The sequence below is a fragment of the Brevundimonas nasdae genome (assembly GCF_016654005.1).
In the GTDB taxonomy this organism is placed as follows: domain Bacteria; phylum Pseudomonadota; class Alphaproteobacteria; order Caulobacterales; family Caulobacteraceae; genus Brevundimonas; species Brevundimonas nasdae.
The window spans coordinates 148,720-171,129 of the sequence record NZ_JAEPWN010000004.1 but is presented as its reverse complement, the minus strand read 5'-3'; the positions used below and the strand labels follow the sequence as shown (position 1 = coordinate 171,129).

The 22,410-nt window shown below is 66.0% G+C and carries 25 protein-coding genes, 1 tRNA gene and 1 riboswitch; of the genes, 18 read left to right on the top strand and 8 right to left on the bottom strand.

Translation table 11 applies throughout. From position 1 onward, the window contains the following. From JKF87_RS08100 to JKF87_RS08080, 5 genes are all read right to left on the bottom strand, one after another. Complete coding sequence (locus JKF87_RS08100) at positions 1-387, bottom strand: GIY-YIG nuclease family protein (protein ID WP_201099254.1); 387 nt, start codon at positions 385-387, stop codon at positions 1-3. Between the two features lie 56 nt (positions 388-443). Then, positions 444-743: a hypothetical protein gene (locus JKF87_RS08095; RefSeq protein WP_201099252.1), complete on the bottom strand. Its 300-nt coding sequence runs from the start codon at positions 741-743 to the stop codon at positions 444-446. Between the two features lie 132 nt (positions 744-875). Continuing rightward, positions 876-1,151 (bottom strand): DUF2312 domain-containing protein, encoded by a 276-nt coding sequence (locus JKF87_RS08090; protein ID WP_201099250.1) that lies wholly within the window; start codon positions 1,149-1,151, stop codon positions 876-878. A 158-nt stretch (positions 1,152-1,309) separates the two neighbouring features. Then, complete coding sequence (ykgO, locus tag JKF87_RS08085; protein ID WP_008263184.1) at positions 1,310-1,435, bottom strand: type B 50S ribosomal protein L36; 126 nt, start codon at positions 1,433-1,435, stop codon at positions 1,310-1,312. Positions 1,436-1,659: 224 nt separating this feature from the next. Beyond that, a tRNA-Cys gene (locus tag JKF87_RS08080) sits at positions 1,660-1,736 on the bottom strand. Positions 1,737-1,953: 217 nt separating this feature from the next. On the opposite strand from JKF87_RS08080, the gene JKF87_RS08075 reads away from it, so the two are divergent. Next, the gene (locus JKF87_RS08075; protein WP_201099248.1) at positions 1,954-3,249 is read left to right on the top strand and encodes a lytic murein transglycosylase; all 1,296 of its coding nucleotides are present in this window, start codon (positions 1,954-1,956) and stop codon (positions 3,247-3,249) included. A 90-nt stretch (positions 3,250-3,339) separates the two neighbouring features. On the opposite strand, the gene cysS is transcribed toward JKF87_RS08075, so the two are convergent. After that, complete coding sequence (gene cysS / locus JKF87_RS08070; RefSeq protein WP_201099246.1) at positions 3,340-4,749, bottom strand: cysteine--tRNA ligase; 1,410 nt, start codon at positions 4,747-4,749, stop codon at positions 3,340-3,342. A gap of 133 nt (positions 4,750-4,882) precedes the next feature. Between cysS and folE the strand changes: the two genes are divergently transcribed. The 15 genes from folE (at position 4,883) to JKF87_RS07995 (ending at position 17,674) form a co-directional block, all read left to right on the top strand. Further along, on the top strand, positions 4,883-5,500 hold the full coding sequence (folE, locus tag JKF87_RS08065) for a GTP cyclohydrolase I FolE (protein ID WP_201099244.1): 618 nt from the start codon (positions 4,883-4,885) through the stop codon (positions 5,498-5,500). 159 nt (positions 5,501-5,659) lie between these two features. After that, positions 5,660-6,106, top strand: coding sequence for a biopolymer transporter ExbD (locus tag JKF87_RS08060; protein WP_201099242.1), 447 nt, complete (start codon positions 5,660-5,662; stop codon positions 6,104-6,106). 113 nt (positions 6,107-6,219) lie between these two features. After that, entirely contained in the window at positions 6,220-6,561 is a 342-nt protein-coding gene (locus JKF87_RS08055) for an MmcQ/YjbR family DNA-binding protein (protein ID WP_201099240.1), read from the top strand. A gap of 61 nt (positions 6,562-6,622) precedes the next feature. Next, positions 6,623-7,507 carry an alpha/beta hydrolase family protein gene (locus JKF87_RS08050; RefSeq protein ID WP_307417675.1) on the top strand — a complete coding sequence of 295 codons (885 nt, stop codon included), beginning with the start codon at positions 6,623-6,625 and terminating at the stop codon, positions 7,505-7,507. Between the two features lie 35 nt (positions 7,508-7,542). Further along, on the top strand, positions 7,543-8,385 hold the full coding sequence (locus tag JKF87_RS08045) for an aldo/keto reductase (RefSeq protein WP_201099238.1): 843 nt from the start codon (positions 7,543-7,545) through the stop codon (positions 8,383-8,385). A 20-nt stretch (positions 8,386-8,405) separates the two neighbouring features. Further along, positions 8,406-9,068 (top strand): Pr6Pr family membrane protein, encoded by a 663-nt coding sequence (locus JKF87_RS08040; RefSeq protein ID WP_201099236.1) that lies wholly within the window; start codon positions 8,406-8,408, stop codon positions 9,066-9,068. A 144-nt stretch (positions 9,069-9,212) separates the two neighbouring features. Next, positions 9,213-10,742, top strand: a complete 1,530-nt coding sequence (locus JKF87_RS08035) for a UbiD family decarboxylase (protein WP_201099234.1) — start codon at positions 9,213-9,215, stop codon at positions 10,740-10,742. 132 nt (positions 10,743-10,874) lie between these two features. Then, positions 10,875-11,807, top strand: coding sequence for a DUF3829 domain-containing protein (locus tag JKF87_RS08030; protein ID WP_201099232.1), 933 nt, complete (start codon positions 10,875-10,877; stop codon positions 11,805-11,807). A gap of 117 nt (positions 11,808-11,924) precedes the next feature. Then, positions 11,925-12,557: a hypothetical protein gene (locus tag JKF87_RS08025; RefSeq protein ID WP_201099230.1), complete on the top strand. Its 633-nt coding sequence runs from the start codon at positions 11,925-11,927 to the stop codon at positions 12,555-12,557. Positions 12,558-12,658: 101 nt separating this feature from the next. Beyond that, on the top strand, positions 12,659-14,437 hold the full coding sequence (locus JKF87_RS08020; protein ID WP_201099228.1) for a M14 family metallopeptidase: 1,779 nt from the start codon (positions 12,659-12,661) through the stop codon (positions 14,435-14,437). Between the two features lie 3 nt (positions 14,438-14,440). After that, on the top strand, positions 14,441-14,848 hold the full coding sequence (locus JKF87_RS08015; RefSeq protein ID WP_201099226.1) for an MAPEG family protein: 408 nt from the start codon (positions 14,441-14,443) through the stop codon (positions 14,846-14,848). A gap of 54 nt (positions 14,849-14,902) precedes the next feature. After that, on the top strand, positions 14,903-16,258 hold the full coding sequence (locus tag JKF87_RS08010) for a TldD/PmbA family protein (RefSeq protein ID WP_201099224.1): 1,356 nt from the start codon (positions 14,903-14,905) through the stop codon (positions 16,256-16,258). Next, complete coding sequence (locus JKF87_RS08005) at positions 16,255-17,049, top strand: 3'(2'),5'-bisphosphate nucleotidase CysQ (protein ID WP_201099222.1); 795 nt, start codon at positions 16,255-16,257, stop codon at positions 17,047-17,049. Before JKF87_RS08010 ends, JKF87_RS08005 begins: the two co-directional genes overlap by 4 nt. Positions 17,050-17,141: 92 nt before the next feature. Further along, positions 17,142-17,387: a DUF4170 domain-containing protein gene (locus tag JKF87_RS08000; RefSeq protein WP_201099220.1), complete on the top strand. Its 246-nt coding sequence runs from the start codon at positions 17,142-17,144 to the stop codon at positions 17,385-17,387. A 110-nt stretch (positions 17,388-17,497) separates the two neighbouring features. Beyond that, positions 17,498-17,674, top strand: a complete 177-nt coding sequence (locus JKF87_RS07995; RefSeq protein WP_201099218.1) for a hypothetical protein — start codon at positions 17,498-17,500, stop codon at positions 17,672-17,674. A 163-nt stretch (positions 17,675-17,837) separates the two neighbouring features. On the opposite strand, the gene JKF87_RS07990 is transcribed toward JKF87_RS07995, so the two are convergent. Continuing rightward, on the bottom strand, positions 17,838-18,503 hold the full coding sequence (locus JKF87_RS07990; protein ID WP_201099216.1) for a fused DSP-PTPase phosphatase/NAD kinase-like protein: 666 nt from the start codon (positions 18,501-18,503) through the stop codon (positions 17,838-17,840). A gap of 59 nt (positions 18,504-18,562) precedes the next feature. After that, entirely contained in the window at positions 18,563-19,528 is a 966-nt protein-coding gene (locus JKF87_RS07985; RefSeq protein ID WP_201099208.1) for a DMT family transporter, read from the bottom strand. A 99-nt stretch (positions 19,529-19,627) separates the two neighbouring features. Then, a riboswitch (FMN riboswitch) is annotated at positions 19,628-19,770 on the bottom strand. Between the two features lie 111 nt (positions 19,771-19,881). Here JKF87_RS07985 and JKF87_RS07980 point away from each other — a divergent pair. Together JKF87_RS07980 and JKF87_RS07975 are read left to right on the top strand one after the other, a co-directional pair. Next, complete coding sequence (locus tag JKF87_RS07980; protein ID WP_201099206.1) at positions 19,882-21,720, top strand: ABC transporter ATP-binding protein; 1,839 nt, start codon at positions 19,882-19,884, stop codon at positions 21,718-21,720. After that, on the top strand, positions 21,717-22,400 hold the full coding sequence (locus tag JKF87_RS07975) for a lysophospholipid acyltransferase family protein (RefSeq protein WP_201099204.1): 684 nt from the start codon (positions 21,717-21,719) through the stop codon (positions 22,398-22,400). The genes JKF87_RS07980 and JKF87_RS07975 overlap by 4 nt, the downstream gene beginning before the upstream one ends. Positions 22,401-22,410 lie beyond the last annotated feature (10 nt).

Here is a 22,410-nt window from a genome sequence, read left to right as displayed (position 1 = left end):
CTATCCGCCTTCGCCCAGCCGCTTCAGGAAAACTGCCACACTTCCTTCCCCGTCATCCGCGGGCTTGACCCGAGGATCAGGCGCCCAGCCGCACAAATGAGGATAGAGGTCCGCCCAGTTTGGGTTCATACGTTCGATCAGTTCGAGCTTCCAAACGCGATTCCAGCGCTTCAACGCCTTCTCCCGACGGATCGCCGTCGTGACGTATTCGTGCTGCTCATACCAAACCAACAGGCCACAACCGTATCGGCCGGCGAATCCCTCGAGAGCGCCTGTTCGATGCTGGCCGACGCGTTCGTACAGGTTTGCGGTCATTCCCACGTAAAGCACGCCATGCGGACGACTGGCCTGGATATAGGTGGCGATGAAAGGTCTGCGCTCACTCATCAACGCTGAGTTGCGGACGATCCGATCCTCGGGTCAAGCCCGAGGATGACGGATGTTTATGCGTCCTTCGGCTTTCGCCCCCACCGGCGTTTGGGTTCCTCGCCGTTGGCCTTGGCGGTGATTTCCTTCAGTTTACGGCCCTGCATGGCCGACAGGGCCTGACCGGGGGCGCCCTTTTCGGGGTCAGCGAAGGCGCGGCCGTGGGTTTTGACGCGGTCGCTGACGGAATCGAGGAACTCGCCCTCCCATTCAGACAGCGAAACGCCCGCCTTCTCTGCCGAGCGGCGGGCGCGTTTCAGGGCGTTGAGGGCGGCGCGTTTGGCGGCCTCACGCTGTTGTTCGAACGAGCTAGGCAAGGGTTTCTTGCTGGCGCTGCCGCCCTTCGGGCTACTTGAGCGCGGCTTGGTTACGCCGTCGCCTTTAGGGCTGCCTGACCGTGACAGCCCGCCGCTTGGCTTGAAGGGCGTGCGCTTCAAGCCGGGTCAGCCTCAGATCTCGCCGAGGGCCGACATATACAGATCCAGAATGGCGTCTTCTTCCTGCCGCTTGGCCTTGTCCTGCTTGCGGATGCGCAGGACCTTGCGAAGGATCTTGACGTCATAGCCCTCGCCCTTGGCCTCGGCGAAGACCTCCTTCATGTCGGTCATGACGGCCTGCTTGTCTTCTTCGAGGCGCTCCAGGCGCTCGATGATGCTGCGCAGGCGACCCTGGGCCGTGGAGGTGAGAACGTCGGGACCACCGTCGAACGAGGCGTCGTCAGCCATGGGATATACTCCAGTAATCAGGCGCGGACGCTAACCATGACCGGGCGCATGGCTCAACCGCGAACACGAAAAAGGCCGCGGACAAAATCCGCAGCCTGTGGATCGTCAGCAAGACGCTGTGCGCGCACGCCGCCGAAGCGGCGCGCAGGCGAGACAGCTTAGCCTTGCTTCGCCTTGAAGCGCGGGTCGGTCTTGTTGATGACGAAGACGACGCCCTTGCGACGCACGACTTTGCAATCGCGGTGGCGGGTCTTCAGCGACTTGAGCGAGCTACGGACCTTCATGGTCGGACGTCCTGAGAGAAACCAATAGAAAAGCCGCTGACCCGGGCGGATCGCGGCGGAGGCGGTCGTATAGATAGACGAGTCGGATGCGTCAACCCAAACCGCCCTGTCCCGCCCGGTTTTTCAGGCGCAGCGGGCTTTTTCGGGCCGCACGGGGGCGAAACCCGGCCGCACTGGCGATGCGTTGTCCGTCGGGCGGCCTCGCCGCGCCGCACGAAAAAGTCTGGAGGCCTGACCTCCGAGTCGAACGGAGGGTTTACGGGGTTGCACCCCCGTCGCGTCGCCACTCCGCCATCAGGCCGTCAGAGCTTAAGCTGCGCCATTACGCCGCAGCCTGTTAACACAGTCCAAACACAGGCCCGAAACCTTACAATAGCCGTTGAAGGAAGGGATCGGACAGCAACGGTTCCGGCCCTTGCGCGCTTTAGGGCCATCACGGTGATCGCCGCGGGACATTCGCCGCCCATTCGCGGTGTTGTCATTTCACGTTTCCAGTCGAGGGCTTTACCCTGAATCTCATGCGTTTTTCCTTCCGCCTTCTTCTGATTGGTTCGGTCGCCGCCTGCGCCCCGATGCTGCCTGAGCCGCCCCTGCCCTCGATGCCGACAGGACCGCAGCCCAGCGCGACCCAGCCTGCGTCGCCGACGCCGCCGCCCGCGACGCCCGCCCCCCAGACCCCGCCGCTGACGGCCTATGACCAGCAGGGTTTCGACGGCTGGAAACAGGGCTTTCTGGCGCGCAAGGGCGGCGCCCGCCAGGCGGCCTATGCACGGGAGCTGGAGGGACTGACGCCGGATGCGACGGTGATCCGCCTGGACCGCAACCAGCCTGAGTTCTCGCGCCCCGCCGGCGCCTATATCCAGAATGCGGTGACGCCCGTGCGCATCGCCCAGGCCCGCCAGCGCATCGACCGCGTGCCGTGGCCGGTGGTTCAGCGCTTCGGCGTGCCAAGCGAGATTCTGGTCGGGGTCTGGGCGCAGGAAAGCGCCTTTGGTCAGGTCCAGGGCAATTATGACGTGATCCGCTCGCTGGCGACCCTGGCTTATGATGGGCGCCGTCGCGACTGGGCCGAGACGCAGCTGAAACATGCGCTGGACATCGTCATCGAGGGCAAGCGCACGCGCGAAGGCCTGAAGGGCAGCTGGGCCGGGGCCATGGGCCAGACCCAGTTCATGCCCGACAACTATCTGCGCCTGGGCGTGGATCAGGACGGCGACGGCAAGGTCGACATCTGGGGCAATGACGGCGACGCCCTGGCCTCCGCCGCCAATCTTCTGGCCCAGGCCGGATGGAAGCGCGGACAGGGCTGGGGCTACGAGGTCGTGCTGCCCGCCGGGTTCAACTATGCCGACGCCGAAGGGCCCAAGCACGACTGGGCCTACTGGTCGGCGCGCGGCGTGCGCCTGGCGCAAGGCGGCACGCCGAACGGCGCCGAGGCGCAGGAGCAGGCCACGATCCTGCTGCCGCAAGGCGCCAACGGCCCCGCCTTCCTGGCCCTGCCGAACCACTATGTGATCCGCGCCTACAACAACTCGGTCTCCTACGCCCTGGCCATCGGCCTGACGGCGGACGGGATCATGGGCAAGCCGGGACTGAGCAAGGCCTGGCCCAACGACCCAGCCATGACGCGCGACCAGCGCATCGGCGCCCAGACCGCCCTAACGCGCCTGGGCTATGACACGCAAGGGGTCGACGGCGTGATCGGATCGAACACGCGTGCGGCCCTGCGCCGCTGGCAACTGGCCAACAACCGCACGGCGGACGGTTACCTAACCGCGCCGCTGGCTGACGAGCTGATCCGCAAGGCGAACTGAAAACCGCACGGCGGGCATGGGTTCAGGGAGAGCTAGGCGGGGCGTCACCTCCCCATGAAATGGGGAGGAGAAGCATGGCGGAAGAAAGCGTCAGCCCTTCATGCGCCAGGTGGCGCCGTCGGGGCCGTCCATGACGACGACGTTCAGTTCGTTCAGGCGGTCGCGGATGCGGTCGGCCTCGGGCCAGTCCTTGGCGGCGCGGGCGGCGGCGCGTTGTTCCAGAAGGGAGTCGACCTCGACGCGCAGATCGTCGGACACATCGCCTTCCAGCCAGGCGGCGGGATCGGCCTGAAGCACGCCCAGGATGGAGGCGCAGGCGATCAGGCGGCCGCGCGCCTGGGCCACCGCGTCCAGATCGCCGGCCGTCATGCCGCGCTCGATCTCGCTGGACAGGGCGAACAGCGACGCCATGGCGCCGGGGGTGTTCAGGTCGTCCTCGATGGATTTCAGGAAGTCCGCGGGCGGATCCAGATCCAGCGCCGCAATGCCCGACGAACGATGCAGGGCGCCGTACAGGCGATCCAGCGACTTCTTGGACTGATCCAGCAGCGACTGATTCCAGTCCAGCGGCTGACGATAATGCGCCGACAGAAGCGCCCAACGGACAACCTCGCCCGGCATGGCCTGGACCAGATCGTGCAGCAGAAGGACGTTGCCGATGGATTTCGACATCTTCTCGGCGTCCACGGTAAGGAAGCCGTTGTGCATCCAGTAGCGGGCGTATTCGTCATGCGCCTGGTCGCCGTGGGCGTGGCCGTGGGCGCAGACGCCCTGGGCGATCTCGTTCTCGTGGTGGGGGAAGACCAGGTCGATGCCGCCGCCGTGGATGTCGATGGGCAGGCCCAGCGTCTGTTCGATCATGGCCGAGCATTCGATGTGCCAGCCGGGACGCCCCTCGCCCCAGGGCGAAGGCCAGGACGGCTCATCCGCCTTGGACGGCTTCCACAGGACGAAGTCGTGCGGGTTCTTCTTGTACGGGGCCACCTCGACGCGAGCGCCGGCGATCATGTCGTCCAGGTTCCGGCCGGAAAGCGCGCCATAGTTCTTGTAGGACGAGACGTCGAACAGGACGTGGCCTTCGGCGGCATAGGCGCAGCCCGCGTCGATGATGGCCTGAATCTGATCGACGATGGCGGGGATATAGTCGGTGACGTGGGGAGCGATGTCGGGCCGCGACACGTTCAGCAGGGCCATGTCGGCCAGATAGGCGGCCTCATAGCGGGCGGTGACCTCGCTGATCGGCACGCCTTCGCGGGCGGCCTTCTGGTTGATCTTGTCATCCACGTCGGTGACGTTGCGGGCGTAGATCACATGGTCTGCGCCGTAGGTCCGGCGCAGCAGCCGCACCAGCACGTCGAACACCACCGGCGGGCGCGCATTGCCGATATGGGCGTAGTCATAGACCGTCGGCCCGCAGACATAGAGGCTGACCCGGCTTGCGTCGCGCGGCGTGAACAGGCGCTTTTCACGGCGCAGGGTGTCGTGGATGTGCAGCGGCATGGATCAGTCTTCAGCGGGTTTTCTTGCAGGACGGAGGCTCCGTCCCATATAGCGGCCTGATATACAGTCCTGATGGATTGTAGAAGGTAAACCCCGAGCGGCTCTCCCCGCCCCGGCCGGAAATCGAGTCCCCATGAGCGCCACGCCCGTCACGCCCGTCCTCGTCGCCAACGAAGCGACCTCCAAGCGTCCCAGCCGCGAACAGGCGCTGGAGGCGGTGCGGACCCTGATCGCCTGGGCCGGCGATGACCCCGAACGTCCCGGCCTGATCGACACGCCCAAGCGGGTGGTCGACGCCTATGGCGAATGGTTCGACGGCTATGAGGCCGATGCGGCCAGGGAGCTTAGCCGCACCTTCGAGGACGTGACCGGATACGACGACATGGTCATCCTGCGCGACATCGAGGTGGAGAGCCACTGCGAGCACCATATGGCCCCCTTCCTGGGCAAGGCCTATGTCGCCTACCTGCCCGGCGAGAAGGTGGTGGGCATCTCCAAGCTGGCGCGGGTGGTCGAAATCTTCGCGCGGCGCCTGCAGAATCAGGAAACCCTGACCAACGACATCATCGACGCCATCGAATCGCACCTGCAGCCGCGCGGCGTGGCGGTGATGCTGGACGCCGAACACCAGTGCATGACCACCCGCGGGGTGCATCACCGGCACGTTTCGACCATCACGACCCGCTTCACCGGCGCCTTCAAGGACGATCCTGCCCTGATGGACCGTTTTTTGAAGCTGGCGAAGGCGTAACCGCTGCGCTTCCTGCGTGTAATTGACGTTCGGGAACGGCAGATCGTTTAGAACCGCTTTACAAGCGCGCATCGGGACGCCAAGAACCCTTCAAGCCTTCGGGCGATCCATAGGGAAATGTCGGCGCGGAATGCGTCAGGCGAGTAACGGAGACGATGCATGGCTGCCAAGCTCGGTGGTTCCGGCGGGGACAAGCACACGATCGAACAGACGGCGGATATCAACATCACGCCGTTCATCGACATTCTGCTGGTCCTCATGATCATCTTCATGGTCGCCGCGCCTATGGCGACCGTGTCGATCCGTCTGGACCTGCCGCCGGCGACCCCGCCTGACGCCTCGGCCGAAAAGCCGAAGGACCCGGTGTACATCACCATCCAGGAATCCGGTTCGCTGTTCATCGCTGACAAGCAGACCGACATCGAGAAGCTGGCCGCCGACGTCTGCACCGCCGTGGGCAACCCGACCGGCCAAGGCTGTGAAGAAGAGCGCGTCTTCGTCCGCGCCCAGCCGGAAGTGAAATACTCGCAGTTCATGGAAGTCATGAACGAGATGCAGAAGAACGGCTTCTTCAAGGTCGGCCTGCTGAACGAAGACATCACCTGAGTTCAGACTCAGCCAAAACGATCAGGGCCGCGTTCCGACAGGGACGCGGCCTTTTTCTTTGGGCGATGACGGGATTAGGGTGCGCGCAAGCTTAATCCCGCTGGAGGCGATGGGTGACCCACGACGAACTGCGCGCCCTGCTGTTCAGTTTTCCCGGCGTCGAGGACGGGGTTTCCTATGGCGAGCCGTCGTTCAAGGTCGCGGGCAAGTTCCTGACCTGGATCAGACCGCAGCTGGACGACAGCATCGTGGTGCATCTGGATAATCTGGATGAGCGCGATCTGCTGATCGAGATGGACCCGGCGACCTTTCACTTCACCGACCATTACCGCGACCACGCCCTGGTGCTGGCGCGCATCGCCACGGTCGATCCGGTCTGGCTGAAGGCCATGCTGGAGAGGCGCTGGCGCAATGTGGCGCCCAAGCGGCTGGTGAAAAGCTTCGACGGCGCTTGACCTGACGCGGGGGAAATCAGCCATGGTCCGTATTCTATAAAAACGGACAAAGGGGCGTTCCGTGGGTGTCAGGGTTGAAGACCGGATCATCAAGGCCAGCGACGGCTGGCCGCTGGAGGCGACGCTGTTTCGCCCGACGGACGCGCGGATGGCGGTGCTGGTTTCAGCCGGGACCGGCTTTCCACGCGGCTTCTATGGCCGGTTCGCGCGCTGGATGGCCGAGCGCGGGGCCGTGGTCCTGACCTATGACTATCGCGGCATCGGCGGATCGCGGTCGGATGATCTGGCGGGGATGCAAATGGATTATCCCGACTGGGGGCGGCTGGACATGCCCGCCGCCCTGAAGGCGCTGAAGGTCGCGGCGCCGGGCCTGCCGGTCTTTCATGTCGGCCACAGCGTCGGCGGCCATTTCGTCGGCTTCATGCCGAACCAGAGCGGGTTTGAGAAACACGCTTTCGTCTCGGTCGGCACCGGCTGGTGGGGCGGGCATCACCGGACCTACAACCCGTTCGAGCTGTTCTTCTGGCTGGGGCTGGGCCCCAGTGAAATCCGCAAGCACGGCTATGTGCCCAGCGGCAAACTGTGGCGGGGGACCGACCTGCCGCGCGGGGTTTTCGAGACCTGGAAGCGATGGTGCCTGAAGCCGGACTATTTCTTGAAGGAACTGGCCGACGGCGCGCTGGACCCGCAACAGTTCGACAAGGTGATCGCCCCGATCCGGTCATGGATTTTCAGCGATGATCCCATCGCAACGCCCGGCACAGGCGCGCGCCTGCTGTCCGCCTATCCTGCCGCGCCCGTCAAAATCCTGTCACGCAGACCCCACGATTACGGGGTCAAACGCATTGGGCACGAGGGCGCGTTCAGGAAGGGGATGGAGCCGCTGTGGGAAGAAATTCTGCAATGGTTTGATGAGGACCTTTCGGCGGAGGCGTCGGGCGCCTAACTGTTCCGCTCTCCCCTGACGTGAAGGACCGTCCCATGGCTTATGGCGATCAACCCACAATTACCGTCGACGACATCGAAATCCCGCTGCTGGGTTTCGGGACGTGGCAGCTGGAGCCGGACGACGCGCGGCGCATGGTCGCCGAGGCGCTGCGGATCGGATACCGCCACATCGACACCGCCTGGATCTACAAGAACGAGAAGGCGGTCGGCGAAGGCATCCGCGATTCCGGCGTGGCGCGCGAAGACTTCTTCCTGACGACCAAGATCTGGGTCGACCACTTCGACCACGACGGCCTGCTGCGTCAGGCGCAGGAATCGGTCGACAGCCTGGGCACGGTTCCGGACCTGCTGCTGCTGCACTGGCCCAAGGCCGAGCCGTCGTTCGAAGAGACGCTGGGCGCCCTGAACGCCGCCAAGGAAGCCGGCCTTACCAAGTCGATCGGCCTGTCCAACTTCCCGTCCAAGGAGTTCCGCCAAGCGCAGGGTCTGTCCAAGGCCAAGCTGATCACCAACCAGGTCGAGCACCACCCCTATCTGGGCATTGACCAGCTGGTCGCCACCGCCGCCGAGCTGGGATCGTCGATCACCGCCTGGTCGCCGCTGGCCCAAGGCAAGATCGCTGACGACGCCACCATTTCCGAAATCGCCAAGGCCCACGGCAAAACCAACGGCCAGGTGACGCTGCGCTGGCTGATCCAGAACAAGATCATCGCCATCCCGCGCACGACCAAGGAAAGCCGCGCGCGCGAAAACTTCGACATCTTCGATTTCGAACTGTCGGCGGAAGAGGTTCAGCGCCTGAACGCGCTGGATCGCGCCGAACGCATCGGCGACTGGCTGGACCCCGCCTTCAATTGGGACAAGACTGAAGCCTGATCGACGACGGGAGGGCGTCCATGCTGCGTGCGCGTGATCGACCACGACTGTGGCAGGGCGCCTTCGCCGTTGTCGGCTGGGCGGCGCTGGGGCTTCAGTATCTGCTGATGATCGGCCCGGCGGAGGTCGAGGCCATGCCCGGCCTGACCGTCAACTTCTTCAGCTATTTCACAATCCTGACCAATCTTCTGGCGGCGCTGGCCCTGACAGCACCGCTGGTTCGGGCCGACAGCCGACTGGGACGCTGGGGCGCCAATGTCCACGTCCGGGCGGCGCTGGCCATGTATATCGCGGTGGTGGGGCTGACCTATCACCTGCTGCTGGCGAATGTCTGGGCGCCGCAGGGGCTGGCGTGGCTGGCCAACAGCCTGCTGCATTATGTGATGCCCGCGGCCTTTGTGCTGGACTGGCTGATGTTCACGCCCAAGGGCCATCTGCGCTGGATCGATGCAGTCCGGTGGCTGGCGTTTCCGCTGATCTATGTGATGTGGACGGTGCTTCACGGCTTCACCTCGGGCTGGTGGCCCTATTGGTTCGTGAATGTGGAGCAGTTGGGCTGGGGCAGGACCGGCTTCTGGGCGGCGGCCATGCTGGGCCTGTTCCTGGCGGTCGGACTGGCGGTAGTCGGGCTGGATCGCCTGATGGGCCGCGCGGGGCGTGACACAGGCGCGCGACCCGCCTGAGCCTGATCGGTTGAGATGGAATCGCTGCGCGATTCCATCGATGCCGTGAATCAGGCTCCAGATTAAAGCGAGAGCATGATTCACGCTTCTGTCGGAACCGCTTCGCGGTTCCACCTGAAACGATCATGCTCTAAGCCACGCTTCATGGCCTACAAATCCCTTCGCGACTTCATCGAGCAACTGGAAGCCGACGGCGAACTGGTGCGGGTGTCCGAGCCGGTCTCGACCGTGCTGGAGATGACCGAGATCCAGACCCGGCTGCTGAGGAACGGCGGCCCGGCGGTCCTGTTCGAAAAGCCGGTGATGCCGGACGGAACCATCAGCCCCATCCCCTGCCTGGCCAATCTGTTCGGCACGGTGAAGCGGGTGGCCATGGGGGTGACGCTGGAGGGCAAGGCGCGCACCACCACGGCGGAGCTGCGCGAGGTCGGCGAACTGCTGGCCTTCCTGAGAAATCCCACCCCGCCGCGCGGACTGGGCGATGCGATGGAGATGCTGCCGCTGGCGCAGACCGTCATGTCGATGCGGCCCAAGACGGTCAAGAAGGCGCCGGTGCAAGAGGTGGTGCTGAAGGGCGACCAGATCGACCTGACCGCCCTGCCCGTCCAGTCGTGCTGGCCCGGCGAGCCTGCGCCCCTGATCACCTGGGGTCTGGTCGTGACCAAGGGGCCGTCGGACGACCGCGAGGACGACTTCAACCTGGGCATCTATCGGATGCAGGTCCTGGGCAAGGACAAGGCCATCATGCGCTGGCTGGCCCACCGGGGCGGGGCCCAGCACTATGCCCGGCACAAGAAGGCCGGAAAGCGCGAGCCCCTGCCCTGCGCCGTGGTTCTGGGGGCCGATCCGGGCACGATCCTGGCGGCGGTGACGCCGGTGCCGGACACATTGTCGGAATATCAGTTCGCGGGCCTGATGCGGGGCGCCAAGGCCGAACTGGTCCCCTGCAAGACCGTGCCGCTGATGGTGCCTGCCCAGGCCGAGATCGTGCTGGAAGGCCATGTCCTGCTGGACGAGTTCGAGGACGAAGGCCCGTACGGCGACCACACCGGCTATTACAACTCGGTCGAGAAGTTCCCGGTCTTCCAGGTCAGCGCCGTCACCATGCGCCGCGACCCCATCTATCTGACCACCTTCACCGGTCGTCCGCCGGACGAGCCCAGCGTGCTGGGCGAGGCGCTGAACGAGGTGTTCATTCCCCTGTTGCGCCAGCAGTTCCCCGAGATCGTCGACTTCTGGCTGCCGCCCGAGGGGTGCAGCTACCGGATCGCGGTGGTGTCGATGAAGAAGGCCTATCCGGGCCACGCCAAGCGGGTGATGCTGGGCGTCTGGAGCTATCTGCGCCAGTTCATGTACACCAAATGGGTCATCGTCGTGGACGACGACATCGACGCCCGCGACTGGAAGGACGTCATGTGGGCCATCTCGACCAAGATGGACCCGGCGCGCGACATCACCCTGATCGAATCCACCCCCATCGACTATCTGGACTTCGCCTCACCCGAGAGCGGGCTGGGCTCCAAGATCGGTCTGGACGCCACCGACAAGTGGGAGCCCGAGACCAAGCGGGAATGGGGCGAGGAGATCCGCATGGATCAGGACGTGGTCGAGCGGGTTTCCGACATGTGGGACCGGCTGGGCCTGCCGGGCGACGGCAAACCGATCTGGAAGTGACGACTTATCAGAGACTTGCGATTTAATCGCAACGAACATTGGTTTTTGGAGAACCCGGGCTTTGCCGTGGCGTTCCGTCTCCCGGACTGCGGCGAAGCTGTCTCTTCGCCGGTCGAGGAAGGGAAAATCCATATGAAATCTCGGACAGCTGTCAGCGCCATGGCCTTGGTCTGCGCGATGACGATGGGGCTTGCGGCCTGCGGACAGGGCGACGCCAAGGGCGGCGCCGAAGGGCGGCCCCAATCGATCACGGCCGCCGCCGGAAACGAATCGACGCAGCAGAAAATGGGCCTCTATTCCGAGGCGTTCAATAAGCTGATCGACAACAACTGGGGCGTATCCGAGAACTTCGAACGCTATCAGAAGACGGATATTCCGAACGCCGCTGCGTCCAGCACCATCAACTTCCCCGAGAACATCACCACGCTGGAAACGGCGATCGCCAAGCTGAAGGAAGGCAAGGCCCTGTCGGGCGGCGGCCAGAGCCAGCGGACCGACGCGGCGGTGGACAAGCTGCTGCCGCACCTTGAGGCGCTGCTGGCCCAGTGGAAGACGCTGGACCCCTATTATGAATCCCGCGCCTATCGCGAAGACAATCTGGCCCAGGGCAAGGCCGCGCACGCGGCCCTGATCTCGGCCTACGAAAACTCGATCGCGGGCATCAACGAGTTCGATGCGGCCCTGACCGAGTATCAGCGCGCCGCCAATGCGGCCAAGATGGCGGCCCTGGTCAAGGCGGGCCACACCGCCGAGGCCAGCATGATGGACGCCATGCAGAAGGCCGATCACTTCACCACCGCCGTGATCGACGACAACACGGCCGAGGCCGACCGCCTGCTGCCCGAGTTCGTCGCCGCCACCGGTAAGCTGCGCGAGGCCCAGGCGGGTCTGGCCGCAGACGCCGCCAACAAGTCCGAGCTCAGCTCCATCGCCGGAAACCTGGATTCGATCATCGGCTCGTGGCGCGACTACAAGCAGGACAAGAATGACCGCCACCGCGAGAGCATCGTCAGCGACTACAATCGCGCCATCGGCACGGTGAACCGCGTCGAAATGCCGATCTGACCATGACCGCCGCCTCCGCCGCCTGATCGCGGCGGAGGCGATGCCTGCACAAGACGCCGACTGGCGGCGGCCCCGGATACGGTTTAGCTCTGTCGTTCTCAGTCCGGGGGATGGCGTTTGAGTTCGTTCGAGTTCTTTTTCAGTTTCTATGGCCTGTTGCTGGGCTTGTCCGTCGCCGAACTGGTCGGCGGGTTTGCGCGGGTCCTGCATGAGAAGGACCGCATCCGGTTCGGCCTGCTGACGCCCCTGCTGGCGATGTTCGTGGCCATCGAGATCGGCACCTTCTGGAACCAGGCCTGGGTGATATTCCGCGGCGCGCCGTTCAACACCTCCGTGCTGCTGATCGCCCTGATTATCGCCGCCACCTTCTATGTCGCCGCCAGCATCACCTTCCCGCGGGTTTCAGCTGAAGGCGGCGAGGACAGGATTGATCTGGACGATCATTTCTGGGCGCGGCGGCGGCTGGTCTTCTCGTGCATTCTGGCGGCCAACCTGATCGTGGCGATGGTGCTGCTCGTGTTGGCCCAACTGGATCCCGGGTTCGCCAAACTGGCCAGTTCGGTCAGGTTGTGGGTCGGAACCGGCATATTCGTGATCTGCACGGCCACAGCCGCCTTTACGCCGTGGCGTCGTGCGGTGGTCGCCGCCCTGGTGATCGTGCTGCTCTACAGCCTGTGGGGCGTGCTGAACGCGGCCTCGGCGCTGATTGCAGCCGGAGGCTGGGCGCCGGCGCTGGGCGCGGGGGGATGAGCTTGTCAGGCGGGGGCAATCGGCCCACGAAAGCCTTCATGCATCCCTATCTTGCAGTTCCGGCCGTTCTGGCCGCCCTAACCTGCTGGGTGACCCCCGTCATGTCTCAAACGCCTTCGTCCGTTCCCAACGCCGCCCCGTGGGATCAAGCCTTCCTGCCGCCAGCGCCCGCGTGGAACGGCGCGTCAAAGGCCCTGTTGAGGGGCGTATCCGATCCGTGGGTCACGGCGTTCGAGGCGGATCCCGCCCATGATTTCAGCCCCGACTATGCCGACACCCGCGCCTGGTTCGACCGGCTGGATGCGGCGTCGGACCTGATCCGCATCGAACAGTTCGGCACGTCGCCCGAGGGGCGGCCCATCTATGCGGTGATCGCGTCCAAGGACGGCGCTGCGTTTGATCCGGCCAAGCCGGTGCTGATGATCCAGGCGGGCATCCACCCCGGCGAGATCGACGGCAAGGACGCGGGCATGATGCTGCTGCGCGACATCGCCTTCTACGGCAAGGACGCCCTGCTGGACCGGGTGAACCTGATCCTGATCCCGATCCTGAGCGTGGACGGGCATGAACGGGCGTCGGCCTATTCCCGGCCCAACCAGCGCGGGCCACGCATTCAGGGCTGGCGCAACACGGCGAGCAACCAGAACCTGAACCGCGACTATCTGAAGCTGGACCAGCCCGAGATGCGGGCCGTGCGCGGTCTGATCCTGAAATACCGACCCGACCTCTATGTCGACGTCCACGTCACCGACGGTCTGGACTACCAGTATGACGTGACCTTCGGCTTCAATGGCGAGGACGGTTCGTTCAGCCGCTCGCCGCACGGATCGCAGTGGCTGGATTCCGTGTTCAAGCCCGCCATGAATGCGGCGCTGGAGCGTGAAGGCCACATCCCCGGCGAGCTGGTGTTCGGGGTCGATGACGATGAACCTAAGAAGGGCCTGTCGGACGGCGGGCTGGGCGAACGCTATTCCAACGGCTGGGGTGCGGCGGCCCACGTCCCGACGATCCTGATCGAGAACCACAGCCTGAAGCCGCACGAGCAGCGGGTGTTGGGCACCTACGTATTCATCGAAGAGGCGCTGAGGCTGCTGGCGGACAAGGGTTCGGCGCTGAGGGCGGCGACCGAACAGGACCGCGCCCTGCGCCCGGCGGAGATCCTGGCCAATTTCGAGCAGGACGAGGCCCCTTCCTCCACCCGTCCGTTCAAGGGCGTGCTGTTCGACACCTATTTCAGTCCGGCGTCGGGCCGCAACGAAATCCGCTGGTCGGGCCAGCCTGACCCCGTGCTGTGGCAGATGCCCTTCTATGGGTCCAAGCCGACCCTGACCCTGCAACGGCCGACGGCCTACTGGATTCCCAGCTACCGCACCGACATCATCGAGCGGCTGAAGGCGCACGGGGTGCAGATGGAGACGGTCGCGGCGCCGCGCGTGGTCAACGTCGACATGCTGCGTCTGGTGTCGCCCAAACTGGCCGCCAGCCCCAATGAGGGCCACGTCCAGACCTCGGTCGAGACGGTCAATGTGGAGCGCCGCGACTGGACCTTCCCCACTGGATCGGTGCGGGTTCCGACCGATCAGCCGCTGGGCGATGTGGCCATCCTGCTGCTGGAGCCGCAGTCGAACGAGAGCTTCTTCGCCTGGGGCCTGTTCCCCGAGGTGATGAGCCGGGTCGAATATATCGAGGCCTACGCCATTGCGCCCCTGGCCGAGAAGATGCTGGCGGCGGACCCGGCGCTCAAGGCCGAGTTCGAGGCGAAACTGGCGGCGGATGCGGCCTTCGCCGCCGATCCGCAGGCCCGGCTGGCCTGGTTCTATGAGCGGACGCCCTTCTATGACGACCGCTACCTGCTGTACCCGATCGCGCGCGAGAACTGAGCCATGACGCCTCATCTGATGCTGGCTCTGCAGGCGGCGGGCCTGTGGAGCGGCCTGCTGATACTGTTGCTGCTGGTGCTGTCCGGCGTGGTGTCCAGCGGTCGCAGGCGGCATCTGGTCTCGTTCGGCGACGGGGGGAACCCTGAGCTTCAGTCCGCCACCCGCGCCTTTGGCAACTGCGTCGAATACGCCGCGCCCGGCATGGCGGCGATGGGGCTGCTGGCGGTGCTGGGGGCTGAGCCGTGGATGGTTCATGCGGTGGGCGGGACGCTGTTTGCGGGGCGGATCATCCATGCGCTGGGCCTGCTGTTCCAGACCGGGCCATCGCTGGGGCGGGTGCTGGGCATGGGTCTGACGTGGATTTCCCTGCTGGCGGCGGCGGTGGGCCTGATCGCCTACGCCATCGTGTGAGACTGTTCGGCGGCGCCATGTTGCGGTGCGGGGGCGCGTCCGCCATATCGGGGCATGACTGAAACCACGACCGCGTCCGTCTCCACCGATCTTCTCAATGACATCGTCCAGGCGGCCCTGAAGGCCGGGGCCGACGCCGCCGAGGCCGTCAGCGCCGACCGCCAGTCGCTGTCGGTCGGAGTCCGCAACGGCAGGCTTGAGGATGTGGAGCGCGAGGAATCGCGCGATCTGGGCCTGCGGGTCTTCGTCGGCCAGCGTCAGGCCTCGGTGTCCGCCTCAGATCTGTCGGAGGCCACCCGCACCCGTCTGGTTGAACGCGCCGTGGCCATGGCCCGTCTGGCGCCGGAAGACCCCCACGCCGGTTTCGCACCCGAAGACCGTCTGGCGCGCGGCCCCTATGCCGATCTGGACCTGTATGACGCCAGCGAACGCACGGCGGAGGAACTGGAGCGCGCATCAGCCCAGGCCGAGGCTGCCGCACTGGCTGTCCCCGGCGTGGCGAAATCCGAAGGCGGCCATGCCTCCTGGTCGTCCAGCCGCTGGCGCCTGGCGACCTCGCACGGTTTCGACGGCGACTATCGCGGCACGGCCTTCTCGCTGGGCGTCGGCGTCATCGCCGAGAAGGACGGGGCCATGGAGCGCGGCGGCGAAAGCCGCACCACCCGCCACCTGTCTGACCTGCCCAGCGCCCAGTCCATCGGCGTCTATGCCGGTGAAAAGGCCGTGTCGCGCACCGGGCCGCGCAAGATCGCCTCGACCACCGCGCCGGTCATCTTCGAGAACCGCGTCGCGGGCCAGATCGTGTCGCCCGCGGTCGGCGCCATCGCTGGGCCGTCCATCGCGCGCGGCACCTCCTTCCTGAAAGACAAACTGGGCCAGAAGGTCTTCGCCGAGGGCGTCAGCCTGATCGACGACCCGTTCCGTAAGCGCGGCCTGGGGTCGACCCCGTTCGATGACGAAGGCGTCGCGGTCGAGCGTCGCGCCCTGTTCGACGACGGCGTGCTGACCACCTGGCTGCTGAACACCGCCTCGGCGCGTCAGTTGGGGATGCAGGCGACGGGCCATGCGTCGCGCGGGTTGGCCGGGCCGTCGGGCGTCTCGACCCACAACCTGCATATGGAGCCGGGCGAGCGCGATTTGGCGGGCCTGATGGGCGACGCCGGGAGCGGCCTGCTGGTCACCTCGATGTTCGGCCCTTCGCTGAACGGCAACACCGGCGACTGGTCCGCCGGGGTGTCTGGCTTCTGGTTCGAGAACGGCGAGATCGCCTATCCGGTCAGCGAAGTAACCGTGGCGGGCAAGCTGCCCGAGCTTTATCTGCGCCTACAGCGGGGATCGGATCTGGAGTTCCGGGGTTCCTTCAACGTGCCCAGCCTGATGTTCGACGCGGTGGCCATCGCCGGAAAATGACCAACCTGAACGACGACCTTGAACTGATCCGCCAGGCGGCGCTGGACGCAGGCGCCCTGGCGCTGGCCGAACGCGAGGCCGGGCTGAAGATCACGTCCAAGGTCGGCGGATCGCCCGTCACCAGCGGCGACCTGAAGGTGGACGCCATGCTGAAGGACCGGCTGCTGGCGGCCCGCCCCGACTATGGCTGGCTGTCGGAGGAGACGGCGGATTCCAGCGTCCGGCTGTCGAAGAAACGCATCTTCATCGTCGATCCGATCGACGGCACGGTCGCCTATATGAAGCGGACGCCGTGGTGGTGCGTGCCGATCGCGGTGGTCGAGGACGGCGAAGTCGTCGCCGCCGTCATCCATGCGCCCGAAGTGGACGAGACCTATGTGGCGACACGCGGCGGCGGGGCGCTGCGCAACAGCCGGTCCATCCGGGCCTCGGACGCCGACACGCTGGAGGACGCCTCGGTGCTGGGCGACGCGCGGCTGATTGAAGCGCCCTATTTCGACGAGCCGTGGCCGCCGATGCGGTTCGAGAAGCGCAACGCCCTGGCCTATCGCATGGCCCTGGTGGCGGCGGGGGCGTTCGATGCGGCCCTGGCCCTGACGCCGAAATGGGACTGGGACGTCGCGGCGGGCTGCCTGATCGCGCAGGAGGCGGGCGCCGTGGTCAGCGATCACCACGGGCGTCCGTGGCGGTTCAACCGGCCCGACCCACGTCAGGCCAGCCTGGTCTGCGCCGCCCCTGCGCTGCAGCCGATGATAATCCGGCGCTGTAAAAACGTGCCGCTTTCGACCTAAGGCGAGGGTGAAAACACCCCGCGCACATTGATCCTTGGCCATTCTGGGCCTATGCCGCGCGGAAACCTCCCCCTCTGCGCCACAGGACTCCGATGACTGAGCCAAACAATGTTCCGCCTCAACTGCTTCACCTGGTGATCGGCGGCGAGCTGCGCCACCTGGGCGAGCCGGTGTTCCGCGATCTGTCGCAGGTCGAGTTCGTCGGCGCCTTCGGCACCTATGAAGACGCCAAGAAGGCCTGGAAGGCCCGCGCACAGGCCACCGTCGACAACGCCCACATGCGCTACTTCATCCTGCACGCGCACAAGCTGATCGACCCGCGCGGCGACGCCGCCTGAGGTCATGCGACATCAGGGAGCGGAACCCGCTCCCTGATCCACCCGCTGGAACTGGACGAACGAGGAAAGCCGTGAACCTGGAACCGCAACAGACTTTTCAAATCATCAGCATGCTGGCCGTGCTGGCGCTGTTCTGTTTTTCGCTGCGCGACAAGATCAACTACGCGCGCTGGTTCAAACAGTGGGAAGCCGACCGCAAGGCCCGCCGCGACGCCGAACTGGCCGCCGAGGCCCGCGCAAACGGCGATGAGCCCAAGACTGAGTCGAAGACCGGCCCCTGGAGCTGAGGCGCCGTCCCGTGCGGAATCGTCATTCCGGGGCTGAGCGCAGCGAAGAACCCGGAACCCAGGGGGACATTCTCAACGCCTGAAACGGTTGATGCAGCAACCGCATCCCTGGGTTCCGGGTTCGTCCTGCGGACGCCCCGGAATGACGAAAGATAGAAGCCCCCTACTCCCGCCGCAGCAGTTTGTCGGTCAGAAGCGTGCCCCACCAGCCGGCCTTGAACTCGGCGCGGATGGCCTTGGGGTCGTAGTCGGGGCTGTCGACCCAGTCGATGAAGCTGATCCCCCGGGGCTCGACCTCGTTGACGTATTTCTCCAGCGTATAGTCCAACACGCCCGTCAGCCCCTCGCGTGAGTGCAGGTATTTCTTGGACAGTTGGTTCATCGCGACCGAGATCGGCTCGCCCAGATGGAAGTGGCGATAGAAGACCGCCATCATCCCCGCCCGGTCCGCGCCTGACTTGCAGTGGATCAACACCGGATATTCGATGGTCTTGAACAGGTCGCGGGCGCGGTGGATGCGATCCGTCTGGGGAGGATCACGCGAATCCAGCGGCGCGCTGATCAGGGTCAGGCCCAGACGCTCGCAGGCCTCCTTCTCCAGCCAGTAATAGCCCTCGTCGCGTTCGCCGCGCAGGTTGATGACGGTCTTAATCCCCCTGGCCTTCCACCCGGCCAGTTGGCGCGGCGACGGCTGGTTGGTGCGCACCAGATCGGGTCCAAGCCAGTGGGCGTTGGAGAAGGCCGCGCGCAGAAACGCATGATCCGCCCAGAAATAGTGCCAATGGGCCTTGAAGCGGCCCATCGCAGTTGTGAGATCAAAGCGTGACATTGACCGTCAGATAGCGACCCGACGCCCCCGCGTCATCCCACGCCTGCGGACCATGTGTCTCAGGGACAGGGCTGGGCAGCGGCGATCCGCGCCTGGGCCGAGCGGTTCTCGCCCCAGAAGATGAAGACCGACGCCCCCACGATCAGCGCTGCGCCCGGCCAGAACCAGACGGACGGCGCCTGCCCCAGGGTGATCCAGCCGATCAGGCCCGCCAGAGGCACCTTGAGGTCCGCAAACGGCTGCAGATAGACCGCATCCGCCGTCTTGTAGGCCGAGGCCAGCAGATATTGCGCCGCCGCCGTCGCCCCGCCCAGCGCCAGCAGAAGCAGCAGCCCCTCGCCGTGCGGCAGGGCGAAGGGGAAGCCGTTCGCCACGCCCGGCGGCATCATGAAGGCCAGGGCGTTGACCAGCAGCAGAATGGCCAGATGGTTGGGCGCGATCAGCACCAGCAGCGAGACCGTCAGGGTCTCTGGCGTCTCTTCGCGAGCCAGATATTTGGTCAGGACGTCGGTCGCCGCCCACAGGGCCGCCGCCGCGATGGGCGTAAGAGCACGCCAGTCCAGATGCTCGGTCCCGACGCCCGAAACGACCACCGCCCCGACGAACCCGGCCAGGGCCGCGCCCAGACGTGCGCCCGAAACCCGCTCGCCCAGAAACAGGGTTGAGCCGATGATGATGAACAGCGGACCGGTGGCCAGCAGGGTCACCATCTGCCAGATCGGCACGCCCGTCGCGAAACCATAGACGAAGACATGGACGCCCAGCGCCGAGGCCAGGGCGCGGACTTCATGGATCAGCGGACGACGGGTGCGAAACTTGTTCAGGCCGATCCGCATCACGATCGGCGCCATCAGCACCGAGGCGATCAGATATTGCCAGAAGGCCATGCCGGTGGAGCTCATGCCATAGCGCCACGGCAGGACGGATTGCAGGGTGTTGCCCGCCGCGAAGGCCAGGCTGGCGCAGACCATAAGCAGCGCGCCATGCGAAGCAGCGCGTTGGTATGGCGAGGAAATCTGGTTCAAGCGTCGTCCTTTCCGTAACCAGTTTTCCTCAGGGTTACGGGCGACGACGCGCCGGCGCCCCGCCCGGCGAAAGGCGACGCGCGCCGACGTGGCGCGTGATCCCGTTCTCTTTCATCCGGACTATACCGTCGGCCCCGGATTCACACCGGATCTGCTGACCTCCCCAACCAGGGGAGCGCTCGCGGGCTTGGCGTCGCCGCCTTACCGCCGGTGGGGAATTGCACCCCGCCCTGAGAACAACGCGGGCGAACCCGCAGCCCCTAGCTAGTGAAGCCATGCGCCGGGTTCAAGCGCCCCTTGCGCAACGCCACACAAGCCTTGACTTGAAGGCCTGCTCGGACGACCGAAGGCCGATGACCACAACTGCCGCCGAGACCATGCCCCTGCGCGCCCTTCTGGCGCGGATCTGGCGCGACTACCTGTCCCGGCACAAGGGGTCGCTGGTGCTGTCGATCCTGCTGGCGGCGGTGACAGGTCTGCTGACGGCGGCCCTGTTGAAGCTGCTGGAGCCGGCGGTGAACGGCCTGTTCCTGGGCGGGACGGCGCCGATCAGCCTGTTCGGTCTGGTCGAGTTTCCGGCGTCGAAGGCCATTCTGTGGATACCCGCAGCCATCCTGGCCGTCGCCGTGGCGCGGACCCTGGCGGCCATCGGACAGGCGGCGCTGGTCAACCGGCTGGGACACACCATCGTCGGCGACATTCAGGTGCGTCTGTTCGGGGCCATGATCCGGGCCGATCTTGCGCGGCTGCGCAGCCAGCATTCGGGCGGCTTCGTCTCGTCGGTGCTGTTCGACGCCAATCTGGTGCGCGAGGCCTTCACCTCGGGCGTGGTGACCTACACCCAGAACCTGCTGACCCTGATCGCCGTGCTGATCTACATGGGCTTCATCGACTGGCAGCTGACCATGGTGGTGCTGCTGGGCGTGCCGATGGTGGCGCTGGTGCTGCGCCGGTTCGGCAGAAAAACCCGCAAGGCCGCGCGGGGGGCCATGACCGAGACGGAGAACCTGTCCACCGCCCTGATGGAGAATCTGGACGGGGTCCGACTGATCAAGATCGAGAACCGCGAGGCGGCCGAAGAGGCCCGCGTCGGCGAGGTCGTCGCCCGCCGCCAGCGCCACGTCATCAAAGGCGCCAACGCCCGCGCCTTCGCCGGACCGTCCAGCGATCTGGTGGCCTATATCGTCGTCGCCGCCGTCATGGCCTATGCCGGATGGCGGGCGCAGTCGGGCGAGATGACCGTGGGCGGGTTCGCCGCTTTCATCGGCATGCTGCTGGCCGCAGGACAAGCCCTGCGTCAGGTGACCAATCTGGCGACGGTGATGGCCGAGGGCTTCACCGCCGCGCGCCGCCTGTTCGGCGCCCTGGACATCGAACCGGAAATCCGTGAGGCGCCCGACGCCGCGCCCCTGGCCGCCGGGCCGGTCGAGGTGGTGCTGGACCGCGTATCCTTCGCCTACGCCCCCGCCGCCGACGGCGGAGCGCCGACGCTGGATCAGGTGTCGCTGCGTGTCGCGCCGGGCGAGACGGTGGCCCTGGTCGGACCGTCGGGCGGAGGCAAGAGCACGATCCTGAGCCTGCTGCCGCGTTTCTATGACGTGACTGGCGGGGCGGTGACGCTGAATGGGCGCGACCTGCGCGACCTGCGTCTGCATGACCTGCGCGAACATATCGCCCTGGTGACGCAGGAGCCCTTCCTGTTCGACGACACCATCGCCAACAACATCGCCTATGGCCGCCCCGGCGCGACGCAGGATCAGATCGAGGCCGCCGCCCGATCCGCCGCCGCCCACGACTTCATCACCGCCCTGCCCCAAGGCTACGACACCCGCGCAGGCGAAGCGGGACTGCGCCTGTCGGGCGGCCAGCGCCAGCGCATCGCCATCGCCCGCGCCTTCGTCAAGGACGCGCCGATCCTGCTGCTGGACGAGGCGACCAGCGCGCTGGACACCGAGAGCGAGGCGCTGGTTCAGGCGGCGCTGGAGCGGCTGATGCAGGGTCGCGCGACCCTGATGATCGCCCACCGCCTGTCGACCGTGAAGAACGCCAACCGCATCTATGTGATCGAGGCCGGACGTGTGGTCGAGGAGGGATCGCACGACGCCCTGGTGGCCAAGGGCGGCCTGTACGCCCGGCTGGCCCGTCAGCAGTCGCTGGATGGAGCCCCCGTCAACGTCGAGACGGTCGCGTGAGACCCCTGCGCATACCCGCCGTCCAGGCGACCCTGTCGTTCATTCTGGCGCGCTGGATGCAGTTCTGTTTCGCCACCATCCGCTGGACCCATGAGAACCAGTCGGTCGCCGAAGAGGTCTGGGACAAGGGAGGCGGCGTGCTGTGCGCCTTCTGGCATTCGCGCATCAGTCTGGCGCCCGCCAGCTGGCCGCTGGATCGGGCGCAGCCGGCCAAGGCGCTGATCTCGCTGTCCGCCGACGGCCAGTTCATCGCCAAGGCCGTGGCCCTGCAGGGCTTTCCCGCCATCCGGGGCTCGTCGTCGAACAAGGACAAGGCCGACCGCGACAAGGGCGGCGCGCAGGCCCTGCGGGCGGGGCTGCGTCAACTGAAGGAAGGCGCCCTGGCCATCACGCCGGACGGCCCGCGCGGCCCGGCGCGACAGATGGCCGAGGGCCTGCCGATGATGGCCAAGATCTCCAGGGCGCCGACCCTGTTCATCGGCATGTCGTGCAATCCGGCGATCCGGCTGAACAGCTGGGACCGGGCCCTCATCCCCCTGCCCTTCGGCAAGGGCGCGATCGTTTGGGACGTGGCGCACTATCCCCGCGGCGAGGACCTGGACGCCGTGCGGCTGGACTGGGCCGACCGGCTGAGCACCGTCGAGGCGCGGGCCGACGAGATCACGGGACTGGAACCATGAGGGTTCAGCC